This is a genomic window from Methylobacterium sp. P1-11 (assembly GCF_008329595.1).
GTDB lineage: Bacteria > Pseudomonadota > Alphaproteobacteria > Rhizobiales > Beijerinckiaceae > Methylobacterium.
Map to the genome: position 1 here is coordinate 100,567 of NZ_NPKS01000014.1, position 23,918 is coordinate 124,484.

The 23,918-nt window shown below is 71.6% G+C and carries 20 protein-coding genes; 11 read left to right on the forward strand and 9 right to left on the reverse strand.

The window, feature by feature from the left end:
* Positions 1–6: 6 nt before the first annotated feature.
* Entirely contained in the window at positions 7–3,285 is a 3,279-nt protein-coding gene (locus CIW48_RS15980; RefSeq protein ID WP_149311655.1) for a transglutaminase family protein, read from the reverse strand.
* 411 nt (positions 3,286–3,696) lie between these two features.
* Here CIW48_RS15980 and CIW48_RS15985 point away from each other — a divergent pair, with 411 nt between their 5' ends.
* Entirely contained in the window at positions 3,697–4,881 is a 1,185-nt protein-coding gene (locus tag CIW48_RS15985) for a putative zinc-binding metallopeptidase (protein ID WP_149311656.1), read from the forward strand.
* 131 nt (positions 4,882–5,012) lie between these two features.
* Here the strand turns inward: CIW48_RS15985 and mntR are convergent, their stop codons facing one another.
* On the reverse strand, positions 5,013–5,474 hold the full coding sequence (mntR, locus tag CIW48_RS15990) for a manganese-binding transcriptional regulator MntR (protein WP_149311657.1): 462 nt from the start codon (positions 5,472–5,474) through the stop codon (positions 5,013–5,015).
* A gap of 178 nt (positions 5,475–5,652) precedes the next feature.
* Here mntR and CIW48_RS15995 point away from each other — a divergent pair, with 178 nt between their 5' ends.
* The gene (locus CIW48_RS15995; protein WP_149311658.1) at positions 5,653–6,996 is read left to right on the forward strand and encodes an Nramp family divalent metal transporter; all 1,344 of its coding nucleotides are present in this window, start codon (positions 5,653–5,655) and stop codon (positions 6,994–6,996) included.
* Positions 6,997–7,005: 9 nt separating this feature from the next.
* Here the strand turns inward: CIW48_RS15995 and CIW48_RS16000 are convergent, their stop codons facing one another.
* Positions 7,006–8,694, reverse strand: a complete 1,689-nt coding sequence (locus CIW48_RS16000; RefSeq protein WP_149311659.1) for a thiamine pyrophosphate-binding protein — start codon at positions 8,692–8,694, stop codon at positions 7,006–7,008.
* Between the two features lie 254 nt (positions 8,695–8,948).
* On the opposite strand from CIW48_RS16000, the gene CIW48_RS16005 reads away from it, so the two are divergent.
* Together CIW48_RS16005 and CIW48_RS16010 are read left to right on the forward strand one after the other, a co-directional pair.
* Positions 8,949–9,359, forward strand: coding sequence for a DUF1236 domain-containing protein (locus CIW48_RS16005; RefSeq protein WP_149311660.1), 411 nt, complete (start codon positions 8,949–8,951; stop codon positions 9,357–9,359).
* 112 nt (positions 9,360–9,471) lie between these two features.
* Entirely contained in the window at positions 9,472–9,759 is a 288-nt protein-coding gene (locus CIW48_RS16010; RefSeq protein ID WP_149311661.1) for a hypothetical protein, read from the forward strand.
* An 89-nt stretch (positions 9,760–9,848) separates the two neighbouring features.
* On the opposite strand, the gene CIW48_RS16015 is transcribed toward CIW48_RS16010, so the two are convergent.
* Positions 9,849–10,733, reverse strand: coding sequence for a LysR substrate-binding domain-containing protein (locus tag CIW48_RS16015; RefSeq protein WP_149311662.1), 885 nt, complete (start codon positions 10,731–10,733; stop codon positions 9,849–9,851).
* A gap of 488 nt (positions 10,734–11,221) precedes the next feature.
* Here CIW48_RS16015 and CIW48_RS16020 point away from each other — a divergent pair, with 488 nt between their 5' ends.
* The 3 genes from CIW48_RS16020 to CIW48_RS16030 all read left to right on the forward strand — a co-directional run bounded on the left by CIW48_RS16020 (position 11,222) and on the right by CIW48_RS16030 (position 15,179).
* On the forward strand, positions 11,222–12,625 hold the full coding sequence (locus tag CIW48_RS16020) for an HD domain-containing phosphohydrolase (protein ID WP_149311663.1): 1,404 nt from the start codon (positions 11,222–11,224) through the stop codon (positions 12,623–12,625).
* A 9-nt stretch (positions 12,626–12,634) separates the two neighbouring features.
* Positions 12,635–13,660 carry a histone deacetylase family protein gene (locus CIW48_RS16025; protein ID WP_149311664.1) on the forward strand — a complete coding sequence of 342 codons (1,026 nt, stop codon included), beginning with the start codon at positions 12,635–12,637 and terminating at the stop codon, positions 13,658–13,660.
* Positions 13,661–13,763: 103 nt separating this feature from the next.
* A complete protein-coding gene (locus tag CIW48_RS16030; RefSeq protein ID WP_246695265.1) occupies positions 13,764–15,179 on the forward strand; it encodes an MFS transporter in 1,416 nt (471 codons plus the stop codon).
* A gap of 148 nt (positions 15,180–15,327) precedes the next feature.
* Here CIW48_RS16030 and CIW48_RS16035 read toward each other — a convergent pair whose 3' ends face one another.
* Together CIW48_RS16035 and CIW48_RS16040 are read right to left on the reverse strand one after the other, a co-directional pair.
* Positions 15,328–16,038, reverse strand: a complete 711-nt coding sequence (locus CIW48_RS16035) for a cell cycle transcriptional regulator TrcR (RefSeq protein ID WP_091788444.1) — start codon at positions 16,036–16,038, stop codon at positions 15,328–15,330.
* 246 nt (positions 16,039–16,284) lie between these two features.
* Complete coding sequence (locus tag CIW48_RS16040) at positions 16,285–16,953, reverse strand: TetR/AcrR family transcriptional regulator (protein ID WP_149311665.1); 669 nt, start codon at positions 16,951–16,953, stop codon at positions 16,285–16,287.
* A 170-nt stretch (positions 16,954–17,123) separates the two neighbouring features.
* Here CIW48_RS16040 and CIW48_RS16045 point away from each other — a divergent pair, with 170 nt between their 5' ends.
* Positions 17,124–18,248: an HlyD family secretion protein gene (locus tag CIW48_RS16045; protein ID WP_246695266.1), complete on the forward strand. Its 1,125-nt coding sequence runs from the start codon at positions 17,124–17,126 to the stop codon at positions 18,246–18,248.
* Complete coding sequence (locus tag CIW48_RS16050; protein ID WP_173009278.1) at positions 18,245–19,834, forward strand: DHA2 family efflux MFS transporter permease subunit; 1,590 nt, start codon at positions 18,245–18,247, stop codon at positions 19,832–19,834. Before CIW48_RS16045 ends, CIW48_RS16050 begins: the two co-directional genes overlap by 4 nt.
* An 11-nt stretch (positions 19,835–19,845) precedes the next feature.
* Here CIW48_RS16050 and CIW48_RS16055 read toward each other — a convergent pair whose 3' ends face one another.
* Positions 19,846–20,886, reverse strand: coding sequence for an ABC transporter substrate-binding protein (locus CIW48_RS16055; protein ID WP_149311667.1), 1,041 nt, complete (start codon positions 20,884–20,886; stop codon positions 19,846–19,848).
* Between the two features lie 356 nt (positions 20,887–21,242).
* Positions 21,243–21,869, reverse strand: coding sequence for a TetR-like C-terminal domain-containing protein (locus CIW48_RS16060; RefSeq protein ID WP_149311668.1), 627 nt, complete (start codon positions 21,867–21,869; stop codon positions 21,243–21,245).
* A 105-nt stretch (positions 21,870–21,974) separates the two neighbouring features.
* Here CIW48_RS16060 and CIW48_RS16065 point away from each other — a divergent pair, with 105 nt between their 5' ends.
* Together CIW48_RS16065 and CIW48_RS16070 are read left to right on the forward strand one after the other, a co-directional pair.
* Positions 21,975–22,649: a PspA/IM30 family protein gene (locus tag CIW48_RS16065; protein WP_149311669.1), complete on the forward strand. Its 675-nt coding sequence runs from the start codon at positions 21,975–21,977 to the stop codon at positions 22,647–22,649.
* A gap of 47 nt (positions 22,650–22,696) precedes the next feature.
* Positions 22,697–22,972, forward strand: coding sequence for a YiaA/YiaB family inner membrane protein (locus tag CIW48_RS16070; RefSeq protein ID WP_091788466.1), 276 nt, complete (start codon positions 22,697–22,699; stop codon positions 22,970–22,972).
* A gap of 19 nt (positions 22,973–22,991) precedes the next feature.
* Here the strand turns inward: CIW48_RS16070 and CIW48_RS16075 are convergent, their stop codons facing one another.
* Positions 22,992–23,882 carry a hypothetical protein gene (locus CIW48_RS16075; protein ID WP_173009281.1) on the reverse strand — a complete coding sequence of 297 codons (891 nt, stop codon included), beginning with the start codon at positions 23,880–23,882 and terminating at the stop codon, positions 22,992–22,994.
* Positions 23,883–23,918 lie beyond the last annotated feature (36 nt).

Here is a 23,918-nt window from a genome sequence, read left to right on the forward strand (position 1 = left end):
CCCCGGTCATTGCGGCGCCGGCATCCGCAGGTCGAGGGTCAGCGGGAACTCGGCGCTGGCCTCCGCCCGGGGCATCTCAACCCGGCCCGGCGTGTGGCCGTGCGGCTGGAACCGGGCGAGGCGGCGCCCCTCCGCCTCGTAGGCGTTGACCGGGTGGGTCTCGTAGTTGCGGCCGCCCGGATGGGCGACGTGGTAGCGGCAGCCGCCCAGCGACCGGCCGCTCCAGGCATCGAGGATGTCGAAGGTCAGCGGCGAGTGGGCGGGAATCGTCGGGTGCAGGGAGGAGGCCGGCTGCCACGCCTTGAAACGCAGGCCCGCCACGGCCTCGCCGCCGCGGCCGGTGGAGGTCATGGGCAGGCGTCGGCCGTTGCAGGCGATGACGTGCCGCTCGGGCACGAAGCCCTCGACCTTGACCTGCAGCCGTTCGACCGAGCTGTCGACGAAGCGCACGGTGCCCCCGCTGGTCCCTTCCTCGCCCATCACGTGCCAGGGCTCCAGCGCCTGGCGCAGTTCCATCCGGACCCCGCCCTGCTCGACCGTGCCGAACACGGGGAAGCGGAACAGGGCCTGCGCCTCGAAGGCAACCGGATCGAAAGCGTACCCCGCCTCCCGGAGATCCTCCAGCACCGAGAGGAAGTCGGACCAGAGGAAATGCGGCAGCATGAACCGATCGTGGAGGTTCGTGCCCCAGCGGACACAGCCGCCGGTCTGCGGCTCGCGCCACAGCCAGGCCACGAGGGCGCGCAGCAGCAATTGCTGCGCGAGGCTCATCCGGGCGTCCGGCGGCATCTCGAAGGCGCGGAACTCCAGCAGGCCGAGACGGCCGGTCGGCCCGTCCGGCGAGTAGAGCTTGTCGATGCAGATCTCGGACCGGTGGGTGTTGCCGGTGACGTCGACGAGGATGTTGCGGAAGATCCGGTCGACGACCCAGCGCGGGATGTTGGGCGCGTCGGGGGCGGGGACCTGGGCCAGCGCGATCTCCAGCTCGTAGAGCCCGTCGTGGCGGGCCTCGTCCATGCGCGGCGCCTGGCTCGTCGGGCCGATATAGAGGCCCGAGAACAGGTACGAGAGGGCCGGATGGCGCTGCCAGTAGAGCACGAGGCTCTTCAGGAGGTCGGGCCGGCGCAGGAACGGGGAATCGTCCGGCGTGACGCCGCCCATGACCACGTGGTTGCCGCCGCCGGTGCCGGTATGGCGCCCGTCGGTCATGAACTTCTCGGCGCCCAGCCGGGTCTGGCGGGCCTCGGCGTAGAGATCGGTGGTGATGGAAACCGCCTCGCGCCAGGAGGTGGCCGGGTGGACGTTGACCTCGATCACGCCCGGGTCGGGGGTGACCTTGATCAGGCCGATGCGCGGATCGTAGGGCGGCTCGTAGCCCTCGATGTGGATCGGCAGGTTCAGCTCGGCGGCGGCGGCCTCGAGATGGGCGGCGAGTTCGAGATACTCGTCGGCGCGCTGGGTCGGCGGCATGAACACCCGGACGACCCCGTCCCGGGGCTCGATCGCCAGCGCGGTGCGCACCGCGACGCCGGTGATACCGGCCCCATTGACGACGGTCTCGGCCATCGGGTCATCGGAGAGCGGCCCGCGCGGCTCCAGGGGATCCTGCGGCTGGTAGTAGGGATAGTGCTCGGGCGGCACGTAGGGCAGCGACGACAGGGGCAGGCGGAAGCCCAAGGGCGAGTCCCCCGGCACCAGGAAGGCGGCGCCGCGCCGAAAATCCCACTTTTCCGAGATCCAGACCCTTTCGGCATCGCCGTCCTTGCCGGTGGGCAGGCTCGCGAGCGGCAGGACGTAGCCCGCGGCCTCCCCGAGGCCCCGCGCGTAGACCCGCTTGATCCGGGCATCGAACTCCACCGAGCCCGACTTGGCGTCGGCCGGCGTGACGTTGACCGGCAGCTCCGCGATCTTCTTCTCCCAGAGTTCACCATCCTCGAAGGCCGGAAAGACATAGTCGGACAGGCCGAGGCGGCGGGCCAGCGCGTCGGCGAACGCCTTGGCCTGCGCGCTGGTGGCTTGGCCTTCCTGGACTGCGGCCGCCTCGGGGGCGATGAGGTCCGGGTTCCGCCAGATCGGCTTGCCGTCCTTGCGCCAGTAGAGCGCAAAGGCCCAGCGCGGCAGGCTCTCGCCGGGATACCACTTGCCCTGGCCGTAATGGAGCAGGCCGCCGGGCCCGAACCGGTCGCGCAGGCGCCGGATCAGCTGGTCGGCGAGTCCGCGCTTGGTCGGCCCGACTGCGGCGATGTTCCACTCGGGCGATTCGAAATCGTCCACCGACACGAAGGTCGGCTCGCCGCCCATGGTCAGGCGCACGTCCTGCGCGGCGAGGTCGGCGTCGACCCGCTCGCCCAGTGCGTCCATGGACGCCCAGACTTCCTCCGAGAACGGCTTGGTGATCCGCGGCGTCTCGGCGACGCGGGTGATGCTCATCCCGAAGTCGAAGGTGGTCTCGGCGGGCTCCATCGCCCCCGAGATCGGCGCGGCCGAATGGTAGTGGGGCGTTGCGGCCAGCGGGATGTGGCCCTCGCCAGTGAGCAGGCCCGAGGTGGCGTCCATGCCGACCCAGCCGGCGCCCGGCAGGTAGACCTCGGCCCAGGCGTGCAGGTCGGTAAAGTCCGCCGACGCGCCGATCGGCCCGTCGACCGCGGTCGTGTCGGGCACGAGCTGGATCAGGTAGCCGGAGACGAACCGGGCGGCGAGCCCGATCCGGCGCAGCACCTGCACGAGCAGCCACGCCGAGTCGCGGCAGGAGCCGCTCTTGAGCCGCAGGGTCTCGGCGGGCGTCTGGACGCCCGGCTCCATCCGCACCTCGTAGGCGGTCTCCCGGGCGATCAGGCCGTTGAGCGCCACGAGGAACTGGACGGTGCTGGGCTCCGCGGGGAGGCGGGCCAGCAGCGCCTCCATCTCCGGACAATCCGCATCGACGGGCATCAGATAGGGGGCCAGCTCCTCCGCCAGGTCGGCATGATAGGCGAAGGGCCGCGTCTGCGCGTAATCCTCCACGAAGAAGTCGAACGGGTTGATCACCGCCATGTCGGCGGTGAGATCGACCTCGATCTTCAACTCGTCGGTCTTCTCCGGGAAGACGAGGCGGGCGAGCCAGTTGCCGCTCGGATCCTGCTGCCAGTTCAGGAAATGGTTGGCGGGCGTCACCGTCAGCGCGTAGGCCGGGACCTTGGTGCGCGCGTGCGGGGCCGGGCGCAGGCGGATCACCTGGGGGCCGAGGCTGATCGGCCGGTCGTAGCGGTAATGCGTGACGTGGTGCAGGGCGGCTTTGATCGACACGATGGCTCCGTCGAAAGGATCGAACGCGGTCTCGTTGCCGGTACCGGGCGCCGGCGCCCACCGCGCGGTTATGCGCTACAGACCCCGTCACAAGCAATTTCCGTGCGGCGGGCGGCGCGGGCCCGAACGCGTGCGGGCAGCGGCACGCCCTGACACGCCGTCATTCCGGGACCGCGCAGCAGGGTCCGGAAGCCGGAACCGCACCGCGTGCCCCGCACGGCTCCGGCGGCGGATCTGGATTCCGGGCTCGCCTGTGCCGACCCGGGATGACGGCGGCGTTGTTCCCGGTCAGAGCCATGCCCCGGGCCATCATGGATCCGGAAAGGGGGGCCGCGAACCGCCTGGCAGGAACTTTGCCGCCCGGCCCCGCTTGACCGGCAGATGGGCCGGAGGCTGGCCCCGGACTGCGCGATGAAGATCTTCCAGTGCCAAGCCTGCGACCAGCCGGTCACCTTCGAGGCGACGGCCTGCGAGAGCTGCGCGCGGCAGCTGGGCTATGTCTGCGCGGTCCACGAGGTCTCGGCCCTGGAGCCGCAAGGGCTCTCGAGCCATCCGCTCATGGGCGGAGCGCAGATCTTCCACGCCTATGCGGATCCCGGCAGGCGCTACCGCCTGTGCAACAACGCCCTGTCGGCGGCCTGCAACTGGCTGGTGCCGGAGGACAGCCCCGACCTCTACTGCACCGCCTGCCGGCACAACCGCGTGGTGCCGGACCTGACGCAGAGCTGGAACCTCACCCGCTGGCGCCAGATCGAGGCCGCCAAGCACCGCCTGTTCTACTCGCTCCTACGCCTGGAGCTGCCGCTCGCCACCCGCGCCCAGTACACGGACGGGCTCGCCTTCGACTTCCTGGTCGACCCGTCGGAGAGCTTCTCCGGCGGGGCGCCGGTGCTGACCGGCCACATCAGCGGCCTGATCACCATGAACATCGCCGAAGCCGACGACGTCGAGCGGGAGCGCCGCCGGATCCTGTTCGGCGAGCATTACCGCACCCTGCTCGGCCATTTCCGGCACGAGATCGGGCATTACTTCTGGTATCTGCTGGTGATGAACAGCCCCACCATGGGTGCCTTCCGGGCGCTGTTCGGCGACGAGAGCCTGAACTACGTCCAGGCCCTGCAGGACCATTACGCGAAGGGCGCGCCGGCCGACTGGGACGAGGCCTACGTCTCGGCCTACGCCACCGCCCATCCGTGGGAGGACTTCGCCGAGACCTTCGCGCATTACCTGCACATCGTCGACACGGTGGAGACCGCCTCGACCTTCGAGCTGCACGTGCGCCCCCGCCTGCGCCACGGGCAGGCGGCGCCGACCGTGATCGATTTCGACCCGTACAACATCCCCGATCTCGACCGGCTGATCGCGGCGTGGCTGCCGCTCACCTACGCGATCAACTCGCTCTCCCACAGCATGGGCCAGCCGGCGCTGTACCCGTTCAAGCTGACGCCCACGGTGATCGCCAAGCTCGCCTTCGTGCACGAGCGGATCTACGCCTCCCGCACCGGCACCCTGCCGGATGCCGGCGAGGCCGGGGCCGAGATGCTGCGCGCGGTGATCATGGGCCTGCGCCAGAAGGTGGCGGCGCCGACGGTGTGAGGGCAGGGCCGCCGAGGACGCCACGCCGTCATCGCGAGCGGAGCGAAGCAAGCCCGTCGGTGCCACGCCCGCAGGCCTCGCGCTGCCCTGGGTCGCCTCGCTGCGCTCGCGATGACGGCTGAAGGGGCGCCTCACGCCCCCCCGCGCCGTTCCGCAAAGGCGCGGAAGGCCGCCAGGGTCTCGGCGCTGACATGGTGCTCGATCCCCTCCGCGTCCCGCCGGGCGGTCTCGGGACTCACCCCCAGCGCGCACAGGAAGCGCTCGACGATGCGGTGGCGCTCCCGCGCCTGGGCGGCCAGCCGACGGCCGGCCTCGGTCAGGAACACGCCGCGATAGGGCCGCTGCTGGACGAAGCCCTCCTCGCACAGGCGCTTCAACATCTTGGCGACGGTCGGCTGGGCCACGCCGAGGCGGGCCGCGATGTCCACTTGGCGCGCCTCGCCGCCGTCGCCGATCAGGTCGTCGATCAGCTCGACGTAATCCTCCACGAGTTCCGAGCGCCGCGCCTCACGGGCTTGGCGGAAACTCTCCACGTGCCGCTCCGGATCGACCAGCACGGTCTCGGGCAAGCCCGGCTCGGACGGTTCCTGCATCGGCTTCCCCCTCTCGGCTCGCATGCGCCGCCCCGGCCCTGTCTAGCAAACACCGGTACCGGCAGGGGAGTCCCGTCAGACCCGCACGGAGCCGAACAGACCCGCAGAGAGACCTCTTGCATCCGAGAGGCGCAGACCCGAGTATAGCTCACGCTATATTTTTGAGGAGAGGGTGAGCATGGTGGCGCCGAACGCCGCGACGGCCTCCGGTGGCCCGGCGCCCGAGGGAACCGCGCGCGGAGCGATGAGCCGGCGGACCGAGGGCGCCATCCGGGACGTCCTCGACGGCCGTCCCGGCGGCCGGGCCCGGTTCCTGCTGTTCGCCGGCCCCGCCGTGACGGCGTCGATCGCCTACATGGACCCCGGCAATTTCGCGACCAACATCCAGGCCGGCGCCCGCTACGGCTACGGCCTGCTCTGGGTGGTGCTCCTTGCCAACCTGACGGCGATGCTGTTCCAGGCGCTGTCGGCCAAGCTCGGCATCGTCACCGGAAAGAACCTCGCCGAGCATTGCCGGGACGCGACGACGCGGCCGGTGCGCCTCGGCCTGTGGAGCATCAGCGAGGTCGCCGCCATGGCGACCGACCTCGCGGAGTTCCTCGGCGGCGCGATCGGCCTGTCGCTGCTCACCGGCATGCCGCTCATGGCCGGCATGGGGATCACCGCGGTGGTCACCTACGCGATCCTGCTCCTGGAGCACGAGGGCTTCCGGCCGCTGGAGATCGCCATCGGCGCGATGGTCGGCACGATCGGCCTCTGCTACGCGGTCGAGCTCCTGGTGGCGCCGGTGGCCTGGGGGGAGGCCGCCAAGGGCCTCGTCACCCCGCGCATCCCCGACGCGCAGGCGCTCACCATCGCGGTGGGGATCATCGGCGCCACCGTGATGCCGCACGCGCTGTTCCTGCATTCGGGCCTGACCCAGGGGCGGGGCAATCCCCGGACCGAGGCCGACCGGCGGCTGCTGGTGCGCTACTCGAACCGGGAGGTGGTGGTGGCCTTGCTGCTCGCGGGCCTCGTCAACATGGCGATGGTGATCATGGCGGCGGCGGCCTTCCATGTCGGCCACAACGGGGTCGCCGAGATCGGCGAGGCCTACCGTACCCTGACGCCGCTGCTCGGCCCCGCGGCCGGGGCGGCCTTCCTGGTGTCGCTGCTCGCCTCCGGGATCTCCTCCTCGGTGGTGGGCACGCTGGCCGGCCAGTTGGTGATGCAGGGCTTTACGGGCTGGCGCATCCCGCTCCTCGTCCGCCGCCTCGTGACCATGCTGCCGGCCTTCGTGGTCGTGGCGATCGGGGTCGATCCGACGCAGGCCCTGGTCCTGTCGCAGGTGGTGCTGTCGCTCGCCCTGCCGGTGCCGATGGTGGCCCTGGTGGTGTTCACCCGGCGCCGCAGCGTGATGGGGCCCTTCGCCAACGGGCCGCTCACCCAGGCGGCCGCCGTGGCGGGGGCCGCCTTGGTGCTCGGCCTCAACATGGTGCTGCTGGCGGCGGCCTTCGGGGTGCCGGTGCCGGGGCTGGAGTGACCGGCCCGCTCACGTCGCCCGCACCACCACCTCCACGAGGTTGGTGCCCCCCGACCGGATCCCGGCCTCGATCGCCGGGGCGATGTCGGCGGCCCGGGTCACCCGCCGCGCGGGAACACCCATCGAGGCGGCCAGTGCCGGGAAGTCGATCCGCGGATCGGTGAGGTCCATGCCGATGAAGCGGTTGGCGCGCACCGAGGCGTAATGCGCCTGGCCCTTCATGAAGGTCTTGAGGATGTTGTACTCGGCGTTGTTGATCACCACGAAGGTGACCGGCAGTTTTTCGTGCGCGGCGGTCCACAGGGCCTGGGGCGAGTACATGGCCGCCCCGTCGCCGACCACGCAGACCACGGGCGCACGGTCGAGGCCTAAGGAAAACCCGACCGCGGCCGGCATGCCCCAGCCGAGCACGCCGCCGCGCATCGCCGCGTACTGGTGCGCCGAGGGGCTGTCGAGGAAGGTGCGCAGGTGGGTCAGCGTCGCGGGCGCCTCGTCCACGATGGTGGTCTCGGCCCCGACCGCGCGGGCGACTTCGCGCGCGGCCACCAGCGGCGCGATCACCGGATCCTCGAAGGCCGCGTCGGCGGCGGCGGCGAGCTTGGCCCGGCGCTCGGCCCGCGCGGTCACGGCCTGGGCGCGTAAGCTCGCGAAGGCCTCGGCCCGGTCGGCGAGGCGGGGGCCGAGCAGCGGCAGCAGGGCGTCGAGCGAGGCGCGGATGTCGCCCACCGTCGACAGGCAGGTGGCGTAGGTGCGCCCGAGGTCGCGGACGTCCGCCGAGAGCTGGAAGACCTGCACCCCCGGCGGCACCGCCGAGACCTCGGAGTAGAGCACGGTGATCAGCGACTTGCCGCCGAGCGCGAACACCGCGTCGTAGCGCCCGAGGATGTCGGCGATGGCATCGGCCCGGGTCGGGAGGTTTCCGGCCCAGAGCGGGTGCGCGGTGGGGAAGGGGATGTGGGCCGGCCAGGACGAGCCGTAGACCGGCGCCGCCAGGAGGTCGGCCAGCGCCACCATCTGCGCCGAGGCGTCCGAGGCGTCGATCTCGTCGCCCGCGATCAGGGCGAGCCGGCCCGGCGCGATTGCGGCGAGCTTCTCCGCCAGCCGGTCCAGGGAGCCCGCCACCGCCCGCTGGTCGATGGTCGAGGTCTCGCCGGCCGGCACCGCACTCATCGCCTCCATCACGTCCATGGGCAGGGACAGGAAGACCGGGCCGGAGGGGGCGGCCCCCGCGTCGTGGAAGGCCCGGCGCAGCAGGATCGGGATCTGGTCCGGGCTCGTCACCTCGCGCGCCCATTTCATCACCGGGTCGGCGATTGCGACGAGGTCGCCCATCAGCAGCGGGTCGGTCAGCGCGTGGCGGAGGTCCTGCTGCCCGGCGGTGACCACCAGCGGCGTGCCCGAGACCTGGGAGTTCACCAGCCCGCCCATGGCGTGGCCGAGGCCGCCCGCCGTGTGCAGGTTGAGGAAGGCCGGTCTGCGGGCGCCCTGCGCGTAGCCGTCCGCCATGGCGACCGCGGTCGCCTCCTGCAGGGCGAGGATGTAGCCGATATCCGGCGCCTCGGTGAGCGCGTCGATGAGCGGCAATTCGGTGGTGCCGGGATTGCCGAAGATGTAACGCACGCCTTCCGAGCGCAGCACCTCCACCAGCAGGTCGGCGCCCCGGCGGCGCCCGGCGGTCTCCACGGTCTCGATCGGCATCGTCCCAGTTCCCTCCGGCGGAATCAGCCGGAGGCTAAACCATGGGCGGGCCGGGGCAATGCCGCGGCTCCACCCGCCTCCCGCGGGGCCGAACCGGCACGATGGGAGCGATCGGGGCGACACACGGGATGCGGCACCCCGATGCCGTGCAGCAACCCATCGGCAGCCATTTTCGTCGTATCCTGCGGGCGGGATGCTCCCGCTCCCTCAGGCGCAGGCCTGACGTTCCCTGCCACCGACCAGGACGACACATCATGCGGATCGCGGCTCCTCTTGCGCTCCTGGCCACGCTGGGCCTCGCCGCGGCCGCCCAGGCGCAGGGGTTGGAGCGTGGGGCCCAGGAGGGCGCCTCGCGCGGCGAGGAGATGGCGGGGCCGCTCGGCGCGATCGTCGGCGGTGCGATCGGTGCGGCCGTGGGTACGGCCAACGGCATCCTCGGCGTCGACCGGCGGGAGCGATTCCGCATCTACGCGCTCGGCGAGCGCCGCCCGTCCATCGCGCTCGCGGGTCCCGTGCGGGTCGGGACCGTGCTACCGGAGGATGGCGTCGTGTACTACGATGTCCCGCGCGAATTCGCGTTGCCGGAGTACAGCTACACGATCGTCAACGGACATCCGGTTCTCGTCGAGCCGCGGTCACGCCGCATCGTGGAGGTGATCGACTGACGCCCCCGCCGGCGGGGCCCGGCTGAGGGATCCGGCGGGATGGAGCGGGCGATCCCTTGCGGAGTGCAACGATGATCCAGACCGCGATCCTGCTGGCGCCCCCGGTGACGGGATGACCGAGCGCGACGCCGCAGATGCCGACCGGCGGCACTGGTTCTACGACAGCCGGCTCCTGGTCTGCGCGTTCTGCTTGGTGTCGTTCATGGTCATCTTCTGGCAGGTCAGCCGATTCGAGGGCTTTCAGCCGATCTTCACCTGCGCGCGGGATCAGGACGTCGATCGCGGACTGCTCTCCACCGGGATGCGGGCGTGCATGGGCGACGCGAACTCGCAAGCCGCCCAGGCCCGCTGCATGCACGTCGTCTACGTGCTGGCCTGCACGAACGAGCGGTGGCGCTGACGTCGCTTCGGACGGGCGCCCCGGGTGGCCCGACGCAGATCATGTCCGCGACGATCGAACGGTCCCGGAGCGTGTTCCGCGGGCTCCGCTCAGGCGCGCAGCTGCGCCACGAAGGCCCGGATGAACGGCGGCAGCCCGTCGAGGTCGCGCAGGCACAGGGTCAGGTCGCGCCGCGCCCAGGGATCGGCGAGGGGCACCACCGCCAGGGCGAGCCCATGCGCGGCACGGGTGGCGGCGCTCTCCGGAAGGACAGCCAGCCCGACGCGGGCCTCGACCAGCCGGCAGACGGCGTCGAAGCCCCGCAACTGCACCCGCAGGCGCATCGGCCGCCCCGCCCGCACCGCCTGGGCCACGAGGAACCGGCTGATGGCGCTGCGCCGGTCGAGACCGACGAGGTCATGGCCGAGCACCTCGGCGAACGGGATCGTCCCGCGCGCCGCCAGGGGATGGTCCCGGGCCGCCACCAGCACGAACCGGTCCTCCCGGAACGGAAAGGTCTGCAGCGAGCCGGTATCCACCGTGCCGGACAGGATGCCGAGATCGGCCGCGCCCTCGGCCACCAGTCCGACGATCTCCTCGGAGGTGCGCTCGTCGATCTCGACGCCGATCCCGGGGTGATCGGCCAGGAAGGCCGAGAGCGCGTCCGGCAGGAACTCGGTCAGCGCGTTGGTGTTGGCCAGCACCCGGATCTGGCCGAAGGCGCTTCCCGAAAAGGCCGCCATCTCCTCGCGCAGGCGCTCGACCCCGGCCAGGACCTCCCGGGCATGGACGAGGAGCGCGCGCCCGGCCGGGGTCGGGCTGACACCCTGCCGGCCGCGGGTCAGCAGGGCGGCGCCGAGGGACTCCTCCATCAGCCGGATTCGCGTCGAGGCGGCCGCCAGGGCGAGGTTCGCCCGCGCGGCCCCGTGGGTGATCGAGCCGGCCTCGACCACGTGCCGGAACAGGCCGAGATCGGTGAGATCGAACCGCATCATCGCGAAGGCGCCTCCCGGCCCGCCAACTGCGCCGCCCGCCCCGGTCCGGCCGCGCGTCGACGGCCCCGTCGGTCGCGGCCCCACGGTAGCGCCGGGGCGGCCGCCTGTCAGGCGTTCCGACCGGCCATGCCCCGGCATCGGAGCGGCAGAGGCCCGGAACGCCGGCGGACACGGCCCGCCACGGCGCTCCCGGTTACAGACCGGCCCGATCGTTCAGGCCTCCGGTGCGGGGCGGCGCACGCCCCCGCCGTCGATCGACGCGCGCCTGCCGGTCTCCGGCACCCGATACCCTGGGATCAGGCAGATCCTCTCCGCGAATACTGCAGACACAACCAGATTCTGCCGAAGATGCCGTTTTACCGCCCGTTAACGCCACACAATCCAATGCTCTTCGTCAGTTCGAAAGGCTTCGCGGCGATGGCCCCTGCGTCAACACATCCGGTCGAGCGGCCGCCCCGCGATCGCCTGCGGCGATCCGGGAGCCGCTGATGGACGCGCTCCTGGTCGACGACAGCGCCACGATGCGGATGCGGCTGCGCCTCCTGCTCGAGGCCAAGCCCGACGTGTCGGTCACCGATCACGGCGACCCGGCCGCCGCGATGGTCGAGGCGCAGATGCGGGCCTTCGATCTCGTCCTGGTCGATTGCCACATGCCCGGCATCGACGGGATCGCCTTCATCCGGCAGATGCGCACCATTCCGCACTACGCGCAGGTGCCCATCGTGATGGTCACCAGCGACATCTCGGACACGGTGCGGCTCGCCGCCCTGGAGGCCGGGGCGACCGATTTCCTCGACAAGTCCATGCAGGGCGTCGAACTCACCGTGCGGCTGCGCAACATGATCCGGCTCGCCCGGGCGGTGCGGCGGCTGGCCGAGCAGGCGGCCTGGCTCGACGGCGAAGTGGAGGCCGCTCTGCGCCACATGCGCGAGCGCGAAGAGGAGATCATCTTCCGCCTGGCACTGGCCGTCGAGTATCGCGACAACGACACCGGCGACCACACCTGGCGGGTGGCCCGCTACAGCCAGATCGTGGCCGAGGGGCTCGGGCTGGCGCCGGAGATCTGCCGCAACCTCTATCTCGCGGCGCCGCTGCACGATGTCGGCAAGGTCGGCATCCCGGACGGCGTCCTGCTGAAACCCGGCCGGCTCGACCGGGACGAGTTCGACCTCGTCAAGACGCATCCGGCGATCGGCCGGCGCATCCTGGGCGGGAGCGCCTCCGAACTGATCCGGCTGGCCGCGGAGATCGCCGAGTTCCATCACGAGAAGTGGGATGGCGGCGGCTACCCGCACGGGCTCGCCGGTGCCGCGATTCCCCTGTCGGCCCGGATCGTCGCGGTGGCGGACGTGTTCGATGCCCTGACCACGGTACGGCCCTACAAGGACGCCCTGTCCTTCGACGCGGCCCTGGACTGCATCCGCTCCGAGAGCGGCCGCCATTTCGACCCGGCCTGCGTGGCGGCGTTCTGCGCGCGCTTCTCCGACATCCGCGTCGCCGGCGGGCAGAACCGGGCGGCGGTGCGGCCGAGTGCCGGGCCGGTCACGGAACCCTGGGCGCGGGTCCCGACCCTGCTTCGCGAGGTCGCCCCGGCTGCGCCCGCCCCGACGGGATGGTGCATCGGCGCTCTCGACGCGCTCCTGGCGCCAACGGCGAACCCGGACGCGTCTGCGCCGTTGATCCCGGACACGCACGGATCACGGACGGAGCGGGACCATGACCACGACCTGGAAGACGCTGCCGGAGATCGCGCTGACGCGCAAGATCTCCCTGGAGGCGGCCCAGCGCCTGGTGGACGGGGCGAACTGCCCGAAGGTGTTCCGCGCGGACGGCACGGTCTATCTCATCTGAGCCCGTCCGGGGCGGATGACGCGCGTCCCGGCGGGCCCTAACCTGCCGGCATGCGCGTCGTCCACACACCCGATTCGAGCCGGCACGATCCCGAACGCTACATGCGGCGCGGCGCGCCGATCCCGCATCCCGAGCAGGCCGCCCGCTACACGATCCTGCGGGACGCGGCCCTGCGGGGCGGCCACGACCTCGCCGAGCCGGCCGATCACGGTCTCGAGCCGATCCGGGCGGTGCACGATCCGGGCTACGTGGCGTTCCTGGCCGAGGCCTGGGCGCGCCGGGGCGAGATCCCCGACATCGGTGACGAGATCCTGACCGGGGCCTTCGCCCGGCCGCAGATGCACCGGACGCCTCCCGGCCTCCTCGGGCGCCTGGGCCTCTACACCGCCGACACCTCGACGCCGATCCGCGCCGGCACCTGGGCGGCAGTCTACGGGTCGGCGCAATGCGCCGTCGCGGCCGCCGACACGGCGCTGACGGTGGGGCACGCCTACGCCCTGTGCCGCCCGCCCGGCCACCACGCCTACGCGGATTCCGCCGGCGGCTTCTGCTTCCTCAACAACAGCGCCATCGCGGCCGAGCGGATGCGCGCCGCCACCGGCGGCCCGGTGGCGATCCTCGACATCGACGTCCATCACGGCAACGGCACGCAGGGGATCTTCTACACCTGCGCCGACGTGCTGACGGTCTCGGTCCATGCCGACCCGTCCGACTACTTCCCGTTCTTCGCCGGCTACGCCGACGAGACCGGCACCGGGGCGGGGGCGGGGTTCAACCGCAACCTGCCGCTGCCGCCGGGCTCGGGCGACGCGCCCTGGCTCGAGGCCGTGGAGGCGGGACTCGCGGCAATCGCCGCGCACAGACCCCGGGCCCTCGTGGTGGCGCTGGGCCTCGACGCCGCCGCGGACGATCCGATCGGCGCCTTCGCGGTGACCCGGGCGGGCTTCGTCGGGGCGGCGGAGCGGATCGCCCGGGCCGGGCTGCCCACGGCCCTCATCCAAGAGGGCGGCTACCTCTGCGCGGCCCTGCCGGAGAACCTCTCGGCCTTCCTCGCCGCCTTCGACGCCGCGCGCTGAGACCTACCGCACGACGGTCTCGCGGGCACAGGCATGATGGGCAGGCACGATGTGACCGTGATCGCCGGCGCACTGTATCATCTGCCCGGATGTGGTCGACCCGATGCCACAACCGACCTATCAGGGCGGGGAGGGCGCCGCCGATGCGCCCCGGCAGGAGGAACGGGTGATGGGCGCGGGTGACGGCGGGCTGCGCGAGGCGGCCGGCGCTCCGTGGTACGCGGGTCTCACCCGGCGCCACTGGCGCATCCTGTGGGGCAGCTATCTCGGCTGGATCTTTGACGGCTACGAGGCGGTGGCCCTGGTCTACGCCCTGCGCCCGGCGCTGGCCTCGATCCTCACGACCGAGCAGGCCCAGATGCCGGCCTTCTACGTGGGGCTGGCCATCGGCATCACGCTGCTCGGCTGGGGGATCGGCGGCCTGATGGGCGGGATCGCGGCCGATTATATCGGCCGCAAGCGCATGATGATGGTGTCGATCCTGGGCTACGCGCTGTTCACGGGGCTCACCGCCTTCGCGGAGAGCTTCACGCAGCTCGCGCTGCTGCGCTTCATCACCGGGCTCGCCATCGGCTCGGAATGGTCTACCGGCATCGCCCTGGTGGCCGAGACCTGGCCGAACCGGGCGCGCCCGAAAGGTTGCGGCTTCCTGCAATCGGGCTTCGGCGGCGGCGCGGTTCTGGCCGCCATCGTCTGGGCCGTGCTCGCCGCCACCGAGCCCCTGGGCGCGGAATCCTGGCGGATCCTGTTCGCGCTCGGCGCGCTCCCGGCCTTCGTCTGCCTGTACCTGCGGCGGGCGCTGGAGGAATCCGAGCAGTGGATGCAGGCCGTGAAGGCGCAGCGCTGGGCCGCCACGACCGAGGATGCCCGGAGCACCCCGAAGACCGGGACGCGGCCGTTCTCGCTCACGGAGATCTTCCGCGAGCCCGAGAGCCGGCGGCGGGTCCTGCTCGCCACGCTGCTCTCCTTCGCCACCACGGTGGGCTGGTGGGCGGTCTCCTCCTGGCTTCCGGCCTACACGGAGGGGCTCGCCAAGGCCGAGGGCGAACCGGCCAATGTCTGGGGCCCGCGCATGGGCATCATCTACAATATCGGGGCGATCACCGCCTACGTGATCTCGGGCTTCGTGGCCGACGCGATCGGGCGCCGCGCCTTCCTGCTCCTGACCTATGTCGGCTGCATCGCCACGTCGCTCGCCTGCTACCTCTGGACCGGCGGGCTGGTGCCGTTCATGGCGCTCGCCTTCCTGAACGGGTTCTTCACCCTGGGCTTCGCCTTCTCGTGGATGGCGATCTACCTCGCGGAGCTGTTCACCCCGGCGGTCCGGGCGACGGCGGCGAGCGTGGTGTTCAACGGCGCGCGGCTGATCGCCTGGATCTTCCCGATCCTCGCCGGGCAGATCGTGACCGCCTTCGGGGGCGTGGCCGCGGCGGCGCTGACCCTGTCGGGCGTCTACGTGATCGGCCTCGTCGTGCCGTGGTTCATGCCGGAAACGCGGGGCCGGCCGCTGCCGGAATAGATCGATCCGGCTTCCGCACCGCCGGCGGCGGGCGCTATCAGGCCCGGCCGGACGCGAAGCGGCCCCCGACTCCGATGGAGCGGGGGCCGCGTCCTGCACGGGCCGTCCTGGAGCCCGCCCGGCCAGAGGCAGGGGGCGCCAGCCGGTCCTAGTCCTCGTCGTCCTCGTCCTGGTGCCGGCCCTTGAGCTTGGCGAAGACCGAATCCGCGTCGAGCCGCTCCTCGCGGCCGCCGTGATCGTCCTCCTGCTCCCGCTCGTCCGCGTCGCGGGCCGTGGAGACCTCGGTCGGCAGCAGCGAGGCGCCGGACTCGGCCGCGACCGCGGCCGGGCGGTCGGCCGCCGCGCGCTGGACCTCGAAGTCGAGGTTGATCTGGGTGGTCAGGCCGAGCGTCACCGGATCCATCGGCTGGAGCGAGCCCGAGTTCCAGTGGGTGCGCTCGCGGATCTGCTGGATCGTCGACTTGGTGGTGCCCACGAGCCGGATGATCTGCGAATCCTTGAGCTCCGGGTGATTGCGCAGCAGCCACAGGATGGCGTTCGGCCGGTCCTGACGGCGCGACAGCGGGGTATAGCGCGGCCCCTTGGTGGTGCGCTTCACCTCCGGCAACTTCACCTTCGAGACCGCAGGCTTCAGCTTGTAGTGCGGCGCCTTCTGGGCCTTCTCGATCTCGTCGCGGGTGAGCTGGCCGGTGGAGACCGGGTCGAGCCCCTTGATGCCGGCCGCGACCTCGCCGTCGGCGATGCCCTTCACCTCCAGCGGGTGCAGCTTGCAGAAATCGGCGATCTGCTCGAAGGCGAGCGAGGTGTTCTCGACCAGCCAGACGGCGGTCGCCTTGGGCATCAGCGGACCCTGGGACATGTCTCTCGTGCTCCGGCCTGGCGGGACGGGGGCCGGGCATCGGGCCGCGGGCTCCGGATGGTGGATCCGGACGTCCCGTCTCACGCTGTCGAATGGGGATGAGGCACTATAGGCCCGGGCGGGGAGGGGCGCAATCGCGGGTTACGCGGTTCGGGGCATCAGGCGCGGATTCCGCGAGCGGCGAGAACCGCGGCTAAAATCCGGCCGTGAGCCTGACCGACTCCTTCAACGATAATCCGCGCCCTCTCAGCGCGGGCGCACCCCGTCGAGGAACAGGCGCACCGCCGCCTCGCGCCGCCGCTCCTGCGCCTCCGGATCGGTGGAAATGCCGTAGAGAGTCGCCTGGGACGACCGGCCGAGGACGAGGCTGAGGAACAGGTCGGCCGCGATCTCGGGATCCGCCACCGCGATCCGGCCGCGCCGGGCGAAGGCGTCGAGCAGTTGCGCCACGGCGCGCACGCCGCGCAGCCAGCCCTCCTCGTGGGCGAGGCGGGCGAGTTCGGGAAACTGCAGCGCCTGGGCCACGAGGTTGCGCTTGAGCATCGCTGCGCCGGGCGACTGCCCGTGGGCCAGAAGGGTGCGGCTGAGATCGTGCAGGGCGGTCTCGACGTCGTCGCGTCCGCCCTGCGCGGCCTGGGCCTCGGCGGCGGCGGAGAGCGGCGCCAGCCACGCGGCGATCCGCTCGCGCAGGACCGCCTCGAACAGGGCCCGCTTGTCGCGGTAGCGGGCATAGACCGTCGGCTTGCTCATCCCGGCGGCCTCGGCCACCGCGTCGATGGAGGTGGCGTCGAAGCCGCGCTCCAGGAACAGGGTTGTTGCCACGGCGATCAGGTGTGCCTCGCGCCGGGCCGCCTCCGCACGGGTCGGCCGTCCACCCCGCCGCGGCCCCGCCGGATCGATCTCCGTGACCGTCACCCGCGATCCTCCTTGCTCAAAACTGCCATTCGGATTATCAAAACGATACCGTACCGTTTTGATTCTGGCCAGACCCGATGGACGCACGTCGCAGCGACAGCTTCAAGAGCGCCGACTCTGTCGCGGGTGGCGCGGGTGGCGCGGCGCCCCCTGTCGCGCCGATCGTCCCCATGGCGAGGCCGCGCCGCGGCCGCGCGCGGATCGTCCTGCCGCTCGTCGGCCTGCTGGCGCTCGGCGGGGCGGGAACCTATGGCTGGCATTGGTGGACCATCGGGCGCTTCCTTGAGGTCACCGACGACGCCTATCTCCAGTCCGACAAGGTCACGGTGGCGCCGCGCATCGCCGGCATCGTCGCTGCGGTGATGGTCGGCGACAACCAGCCGGTGAAGGCCGGCGAGGTCGTCGCCCGCCTCGACGACCGGTCGTACCGGGTCCAGCTCAAGCAGGCCGAGTCCGAGGTCGCGAAGGACAAGGCGCAGGTGCTGGGCGTCGCCGCGGCGATCGTCCAGCAGCAGGCGCAGGTCGCCTCCTCGCGGGCCGACCTCGCCAATGCCGAGGCCGCGCTGACCTTCGCGCAGCAGGAATACACCCGCTACCAGAACCTGCTGCAGACCGGGTCCGGCACGGTGCAGCGCCAGCAGCAGGCGGAGTCCGACCTGCGCCAGCGCCACGCCGCCCGCGACAAGGCCGCCGCCTCCCTGGATGCCGCGCAGAAGCAGATCGACAGCCTGAAGGCGCTCGAAGCCAGCACCCGGGCGAGCCTGGAGGGTGCCGAGGCCAAGGTCGAGGGGGTGAAGCTCGACCTCAGCTACACCACCGTCGTGGCGCCGATCGACGGCGTGGCCGGCGATCGGGCGCTGCGGGTCGGCCAGGTGGTCTCGCCCGGCACCGGGCTCCTGACCCTCGTGCCCATGGGCCGGGACATCTACTTGGTGGCGAACTTCAAGGAGACCCAGACCGGGCACATGGTCGAGGGCCAGCGCGTCACCGTCACGGTGGACGCCTTCGGCGACCATGAATTCCAGGGCCGGATCGAGAGCTTCTCGCCGGGTACCGGCTCGCAATTCGCGCTGCTGCCGCCCGAAAATGCCACCGGCAACTTCACCAAGGTGGTGCAGCGCGTGCCCGTGCGCGTCGCCCTCGACCCGTCGGACCCGCTCCTCGCCCGCCTGCGGCCCGGCCTCTCCGTGCAGGCGACGGTCCACACCCACGATCCGGTGGAAGCGGTCGATCCGGCTCGGCGCGGACCGAAGCCCGCCCCGGCGGCCCTCGTCAGCGAGGCCCTGCCCCGATGAGCGCCGTGCCGGCCGTGGCCATGCCCAGACCAGTGCCCGAGGCGAAGGCGAGCGCCCAGGACTGGCTCGCCGTGTTCGGCGCGATCCTCGGCGCCTTCACCGCCATCCTCGACATCCAGATCACCAACGCGTCGCTCGCCGACATCCAGGGGGCGCTCGGCGCCTCCACGGAGGAGGGGAGCTGGATCTCCACCGCCTACCTGATGGCCGAGATCATCGTGATCCCGCTCACCGGCTGGCTCGCCTCGGTGATCGGCCTGCGCCGCTACCTCGCGGTGAACACGATGCTGTTCACCGCCTTCTCGCTGGCCTGCGCGCTCTCGACCACCTTGAGCCAGATGATCCTGTTCCGGGCCGGCCAGGGCTTCACCGGCGGCGTGCTGATCCCCACCGCCATCGTGATCGTGCGCACGCGGCTGCCGAAGAGCCAGCAGGCGGTCGGCATCGCGTTGTTCGGGCTGACCGCGACCTTCGCGCCGGCCATCGGCCCGACAGTGGGCGGCTGGCTCACCGACAACCTGTCCTGGCACTACATCTTCTACCTGAACCTGATCTTCGGCCCCATCGCGGCGGCGATCCAGCTCGGCGCCTTCGAGGCCGCGCCCGCGCGCTGGGGCGACTTGCTCAAGGGCGACTGGATCGGCATCGGCCTGATGGCCACCGGCCTTCCGGCGCTGACGTTCGTGCTGGAGGAAGGCCAGCGCAAGGACTGGTTCGGGTCACCGGTGATCGTCGAGGCGAGCTGGATCGCGGTCGCCGGCATCGTCGGGTTCATCCTCCGCGAGCTGACGGCGGCGAGGCCCTTCATCAACCTGCGGGTTCTGGCCAACCGCTCGGTCGGCGGCGCCTGCGTGCTGATGACCGTTCTGGGCGCGGTCTCGTACGGGTCGATCTACATCATCCCGGTCTACTGCGCGCAGATCCAGGGCTACAACGCCCAGCAGATCGGCACCGTGGTGATGTGGTCGGGCCTGCCGCAGCTGCTGCTGTTCCCGATGATGCCGCTGATCATGCGCGCCGTGGACGCGCGGCTCCTCGTGGTCACCGGCACGCTGTTCTTCATCGCGAGCTGCTGGATCAACGTGGGGCTCACCCACGACGTCGGCGCCGACCAGCTGATCCTGCCGCAGATCATGCGGGCCATCGGCCAGCCGCTGTTCACGATCCCGCTCTCGCAGCTCTCCACGGCCGGCCTCGCGCCCCGCGACACCGCGGACGCCTCGGCTCTGTCGAACATGATGCGCAACCTCGGCGGATCGATCGGCATCGCCATGCTGTCGACCATGATCGACCGGCGGGAGCACTTCCATTTCTCGATGCTGGCCGAGGCGATCACCGTCAACGCCACCCGCACCCAGGACCGGCTCGCGGCGCTGGCGGCCGGGATGCACGCCCGCATCGCCGACCCCCTCGCCGCCAAGGGCGTCGCGCTGGGCCAGCTCGCCGCCCAGGTCCGCCGCGAGGCCTATGTCATGGCCTACGCGGACGGGTTCTGGCTGGTGGGGGTGAGCCTCGTGGCGAGCCTCGCGGTGGTGGCGGTCCTCAAGAAGCCGCAGCGCGCCGCCGGGCCCGTGGAGGCGCACTGAACGGCCGGGGCCTACTTCCCCGGGAGGTTGTGGACGATCGGGAAGAACGTGTCCTTCCAGTCCTTGGGCTCGGCCTTGATGGTCTTCATCGCGTAGAAGTGCCGGGCCTGGAGCATGATGCCGTAGGGGGTGGTGGAGAAGTTCGTCCCCGGCTCCTTCATGATCTCGACCAGGGTCTCGGGCGGGGTCTTCTCCTTGGTGGCCGCCACGTAGTCCTTGGCCGCCTGGAGCGGGTCCTTGGCGATCGCGGCATTGGCCTCGTCGATGGCGGCCACGATGGCGGCGGCGAGCTTGGGGTTGCGGTTGAACCAGCCGGTCCGGGCGTAGAAGATCGCGTTGCTCACCGGCTCGCCGACCAGCTCGTAGGAATTGAGCACCTTGTGGATCGCCGGATCCTGCAGCTCGCGCTGCTGGAACGGCGGCAGCGAGAAGTGGCTGTTGACCTCGTTGTGCGGGCTCGCCAGCGCCGCCACGGCGTCGGGATGGCCGAGCTGGACGGTGAGCGGGTCGAGCTTGGTGGCGTTCTCGGGCCCGAACGCCGTCTTGGCGGCGATCTGGAGCAGCACCGCCTGGGACGAGACCTTCACGGAGGGCAGGGCGATCTTGTCCTTGGACGAGAAGTCCTTGAGTTCCTTCACGTCCGGGTTGCGGGTGAGCAGCAGCATCGGTGTCGAGCCGACGCCGCACAGGCCCTTCACGTCCCCGCGGGTCCGGTCGTTGAGCAGCAGCATGTTGGTCGAGCCGCTGTCGACGATGTCGATGTTGCCCGAGAGCAGCGCGTCGTTGCCGGCCGCGCCGCTCGTCAGGTTGACCCATTCCACCGTGACGTCCCCGAGGCCCGCCGCCTTGGCGTGCTTCTCGATCAGCTTGTGCTGCTCGGCGAGCACGGCGGGCAGGTAGACGAAGCCCGGCTGCCGGCTGATCCGCACCTTGGCATCGTCGGCTCGGGCGGAGGTGGCCAGCGCCAGCCCGGCCAGCAGGAGGGCCGATCCCGCTCGCAGGAGCCGGCGGCGGCCCAGCAGCGACGAGCCCGTCCGCGACGTACGCACCATGACGCTTCTCCCTGTGGCCCGGCGGCTCCGTGTCCGATCCGGGCTTGTCGTTGAAGCGAGTGGACAGAATCGGGCCGGCGCGCGCAAGGCCCTGCCGTCTCGGCCCGCTTACGCCGGAGCCTCAAAGTTCGGCGCCGGGAAATCATCAGCGCGGCGCGTCGGGTGATGATCGGGCGCGGCGCGAAGCGCCCCGCCATCGCGGCGACCGCTCCGGTCGGCATCGTCGCGGTCTCGGGATCGGGCTCGTCAGCGTGAAGCCCCGGGTCGAGGCGGGCCGGATGGCCAGGACGCGCGATCGGGCCGATGTGGCCCACGGGGTGGCGGCCTCTTGCGAGGGCGCGGAGCGCGCCGGGCGCTCAGTCCGCCGAGAAGCCCCGCACCGCCGCCCGCACCAGCGCGTCGATCATCGGCCGTACGTCGTCCACGCCGAGCGGCCCGAGGCTGCCGAGATCGGCGAGATAGGTCATGCCGTGGACGCTGGACCACAGCGCCCGCGCCATCACGGGGATCGCCGCCTCGGCGAGGCGGCCGCCGTCGCGCAGCACCCCTTCCAGGATCCCGAACAGGGCCGCGATATCGGCCTGCACCGTGTCCGGCGCCGCCACGGTGCGGCGCTCGAAGATCGCCGCCCAGGCGGCGTGGTGCTCGCCTGCGAAAGCGAGGTAGGCGTCGGCCAGGCACAGGAGCCGCGCCTCCGTCTCCCGCGACGGGCAGGCCGCCAGCGCCCCCGCGAGGGTGTCCCGGAGCTGGCGCATGGTGACGGCATTGGCCTCCAGCCGCAGCAATTCCAGGCTGTCGAACTGCGTGTAGACCGAGCCCACCGCCGTGCCGGCCCGCTCCGCGACGCCCCGCGCGGTCAGCGCCGTGACGCCGCCCTCGTTCAGGATCGCCAAAGCGGCGGCGATCAGGGCCCGGCGATCGGCCTCCCGGTCGCCCGGCTCCTTCCGCGGCCGCCCCCTCACTTTTTTATGAACGTTGTTCATTTTATCTCTTGCGCCCTGCCGCGTGCCGTGTTTACCTGTTTCATGAACGGCGTTCAATCAAATCCGGACACGGTCCGGGCCGCCGTTCCCGCGAGGTGAACCGTGATGAGGACCCTCTCCTTCCTGATGCGCGGCGTGATCGCCGACAACGCCCAGGCGATCCACGACGCCCATGCCGTGACGATCCTGCGCCAGCAGATCCGGGAGGCCGCCGGCGCCCTGGCGACCGCCCGCCGGGAACTGGCCGTCGCCATGGCCTACCACGCGGCCGAGGCGCGCGCCCTGGCGGCGATCGGCGGCCGGATCGACACCCTGTCGGACGGGGCGCGCCGGGCGCTCGGCGACGGCCGCGAGGATCTCGGGACCGAGGCGGCGATCCACATCGCCGCCCTGGAGGACGAGCGGGCCGACCGCCGGGCCGCCGCCGAACGCTTCGCCGCCGAGGTCGAGCGGCTGAAGCGCCTGGTCGCGCAGGGCGGCGAGCGGCTGCGGGATCTCGACCGCGGGCTCCAGACCGCCCGCACCACCGAGGCCTTGCGCCGGGCCGGACTGGAGGGCCGCCGGGCCACGACCCTGTCGGCCGGCGCGCTGGGCGAGGCCGAGCGGACCCTGGAGCGCCTGCGCGCGCGGCAGGCGGCCGAGGCGGACGTCGCCGCCGCGCTGACCGAGCTGGAGACGGAGGCCGGGGGCGGGATCGAGGCCGACCTCCAGGCGGCCGGCTACGGCCGTCCGCGCACGGACCCCCGGACGGTGCTCGACCGGCTCAGGGCCCGGCCCTGACCGGATCTGCATGACCCCCGACTTTGATCACCCCCCAGGAGCGCACCATGACACCGCAGATGCCCCATACCGGCGCCTGGAAGACCTTCACGCTGGTCAGCTTCGCCGCCGCCGCCGCCATGCTGACGATCGGCATCTTCTTCCTGCCCGCGGATATCTGGATCAAGGGCTACCTCGCCATGGCGTCGCTGTTCCTCACGGGCACGACCTTCACGCTGGCCAAGACCCTGCGCGACGAGCACGAGGCGAACCGGCTGATCAACAAGATCGAGGACGCCGCCGCCGAGCGCGTCCTGCGCGAGGCGGTGCCGGGCCGGCTCTGACCGGCTCCGAGGAGTCCGTTCAGCCCGCAGCGTCCAGGAACGCGGCGAGCACCCGGGAAAATTCCGGGGTCCGCAGGTAGCCGTAGGATTTGTGCCGGTTCTCGACGCCGTCCGGCCTCCGGTAGGCGTTGATCACCGGCACGTCCCGCACCCGCACGCCGACGGCGTTCGGCGCGTAGAGGGCCGCGAGGTCGTCGCCCACCGTGGCGATGTCCTGCCGGTCCATCAGGTTGGTCCAGGCGGTGAGCGCCGCCGGCACCCGGAGATCGCCGTGCTCGTCGGCGAGCTTCAGCTTCAGTTCGGCAAGCCCGAGGGGCGCGCCGAGGGTGACCAGGGCGCAGCGGGGGATCGGCGTCCCGTCCGCCTCGGCGGCGCGCAGCACGTCGTAGGCGATCAGGCTGCCCATCGAATGCGCAGCGATCAGCACGGCATCCGTCGCGGCCGCGGCCAGCGTGTCGCGCAGGCGCGCCCGCGCCGCCGACCGGAACGCCGCATCCTCGTAGTAGCCCCAGAGATCATCGAGGCGGTATTCCAGGATCAGGTCGTCCACCGGCGTCAGCCCGGTGGCCTCCTGCAGGTGCGACAGGCCGCGATAGATCCGGTCGGTGAGGGTCGGCTCGGCGCTGTCGGGATGGCCCGACGGGGAGGGGAACGGCCCGAGGCCGTAATCGGGACCGTAGGGCTCGCGGTTGCGGTCGCCGGAGAGCGGCTGCGGGTAGCGCAAATCCGCCCAGTAGACGAAGGTGAAGGGCAGATCGGCCTCGGCCACCCGGAGCCCGAGATTGCGGTCGAGCCCCTCACGGATCGCGGCGTGCCACCACGCGGCCTTCTCATCCCGGGGCGGCTTGTTGGCGAGTCCGTGGATGCCGATGATGTGCGCCCGACCCAGTGTCCGCTCCCAGACCAACAAGAGTGCCGGCCGGGCAAGATAGAGCCGTCCCGCGCG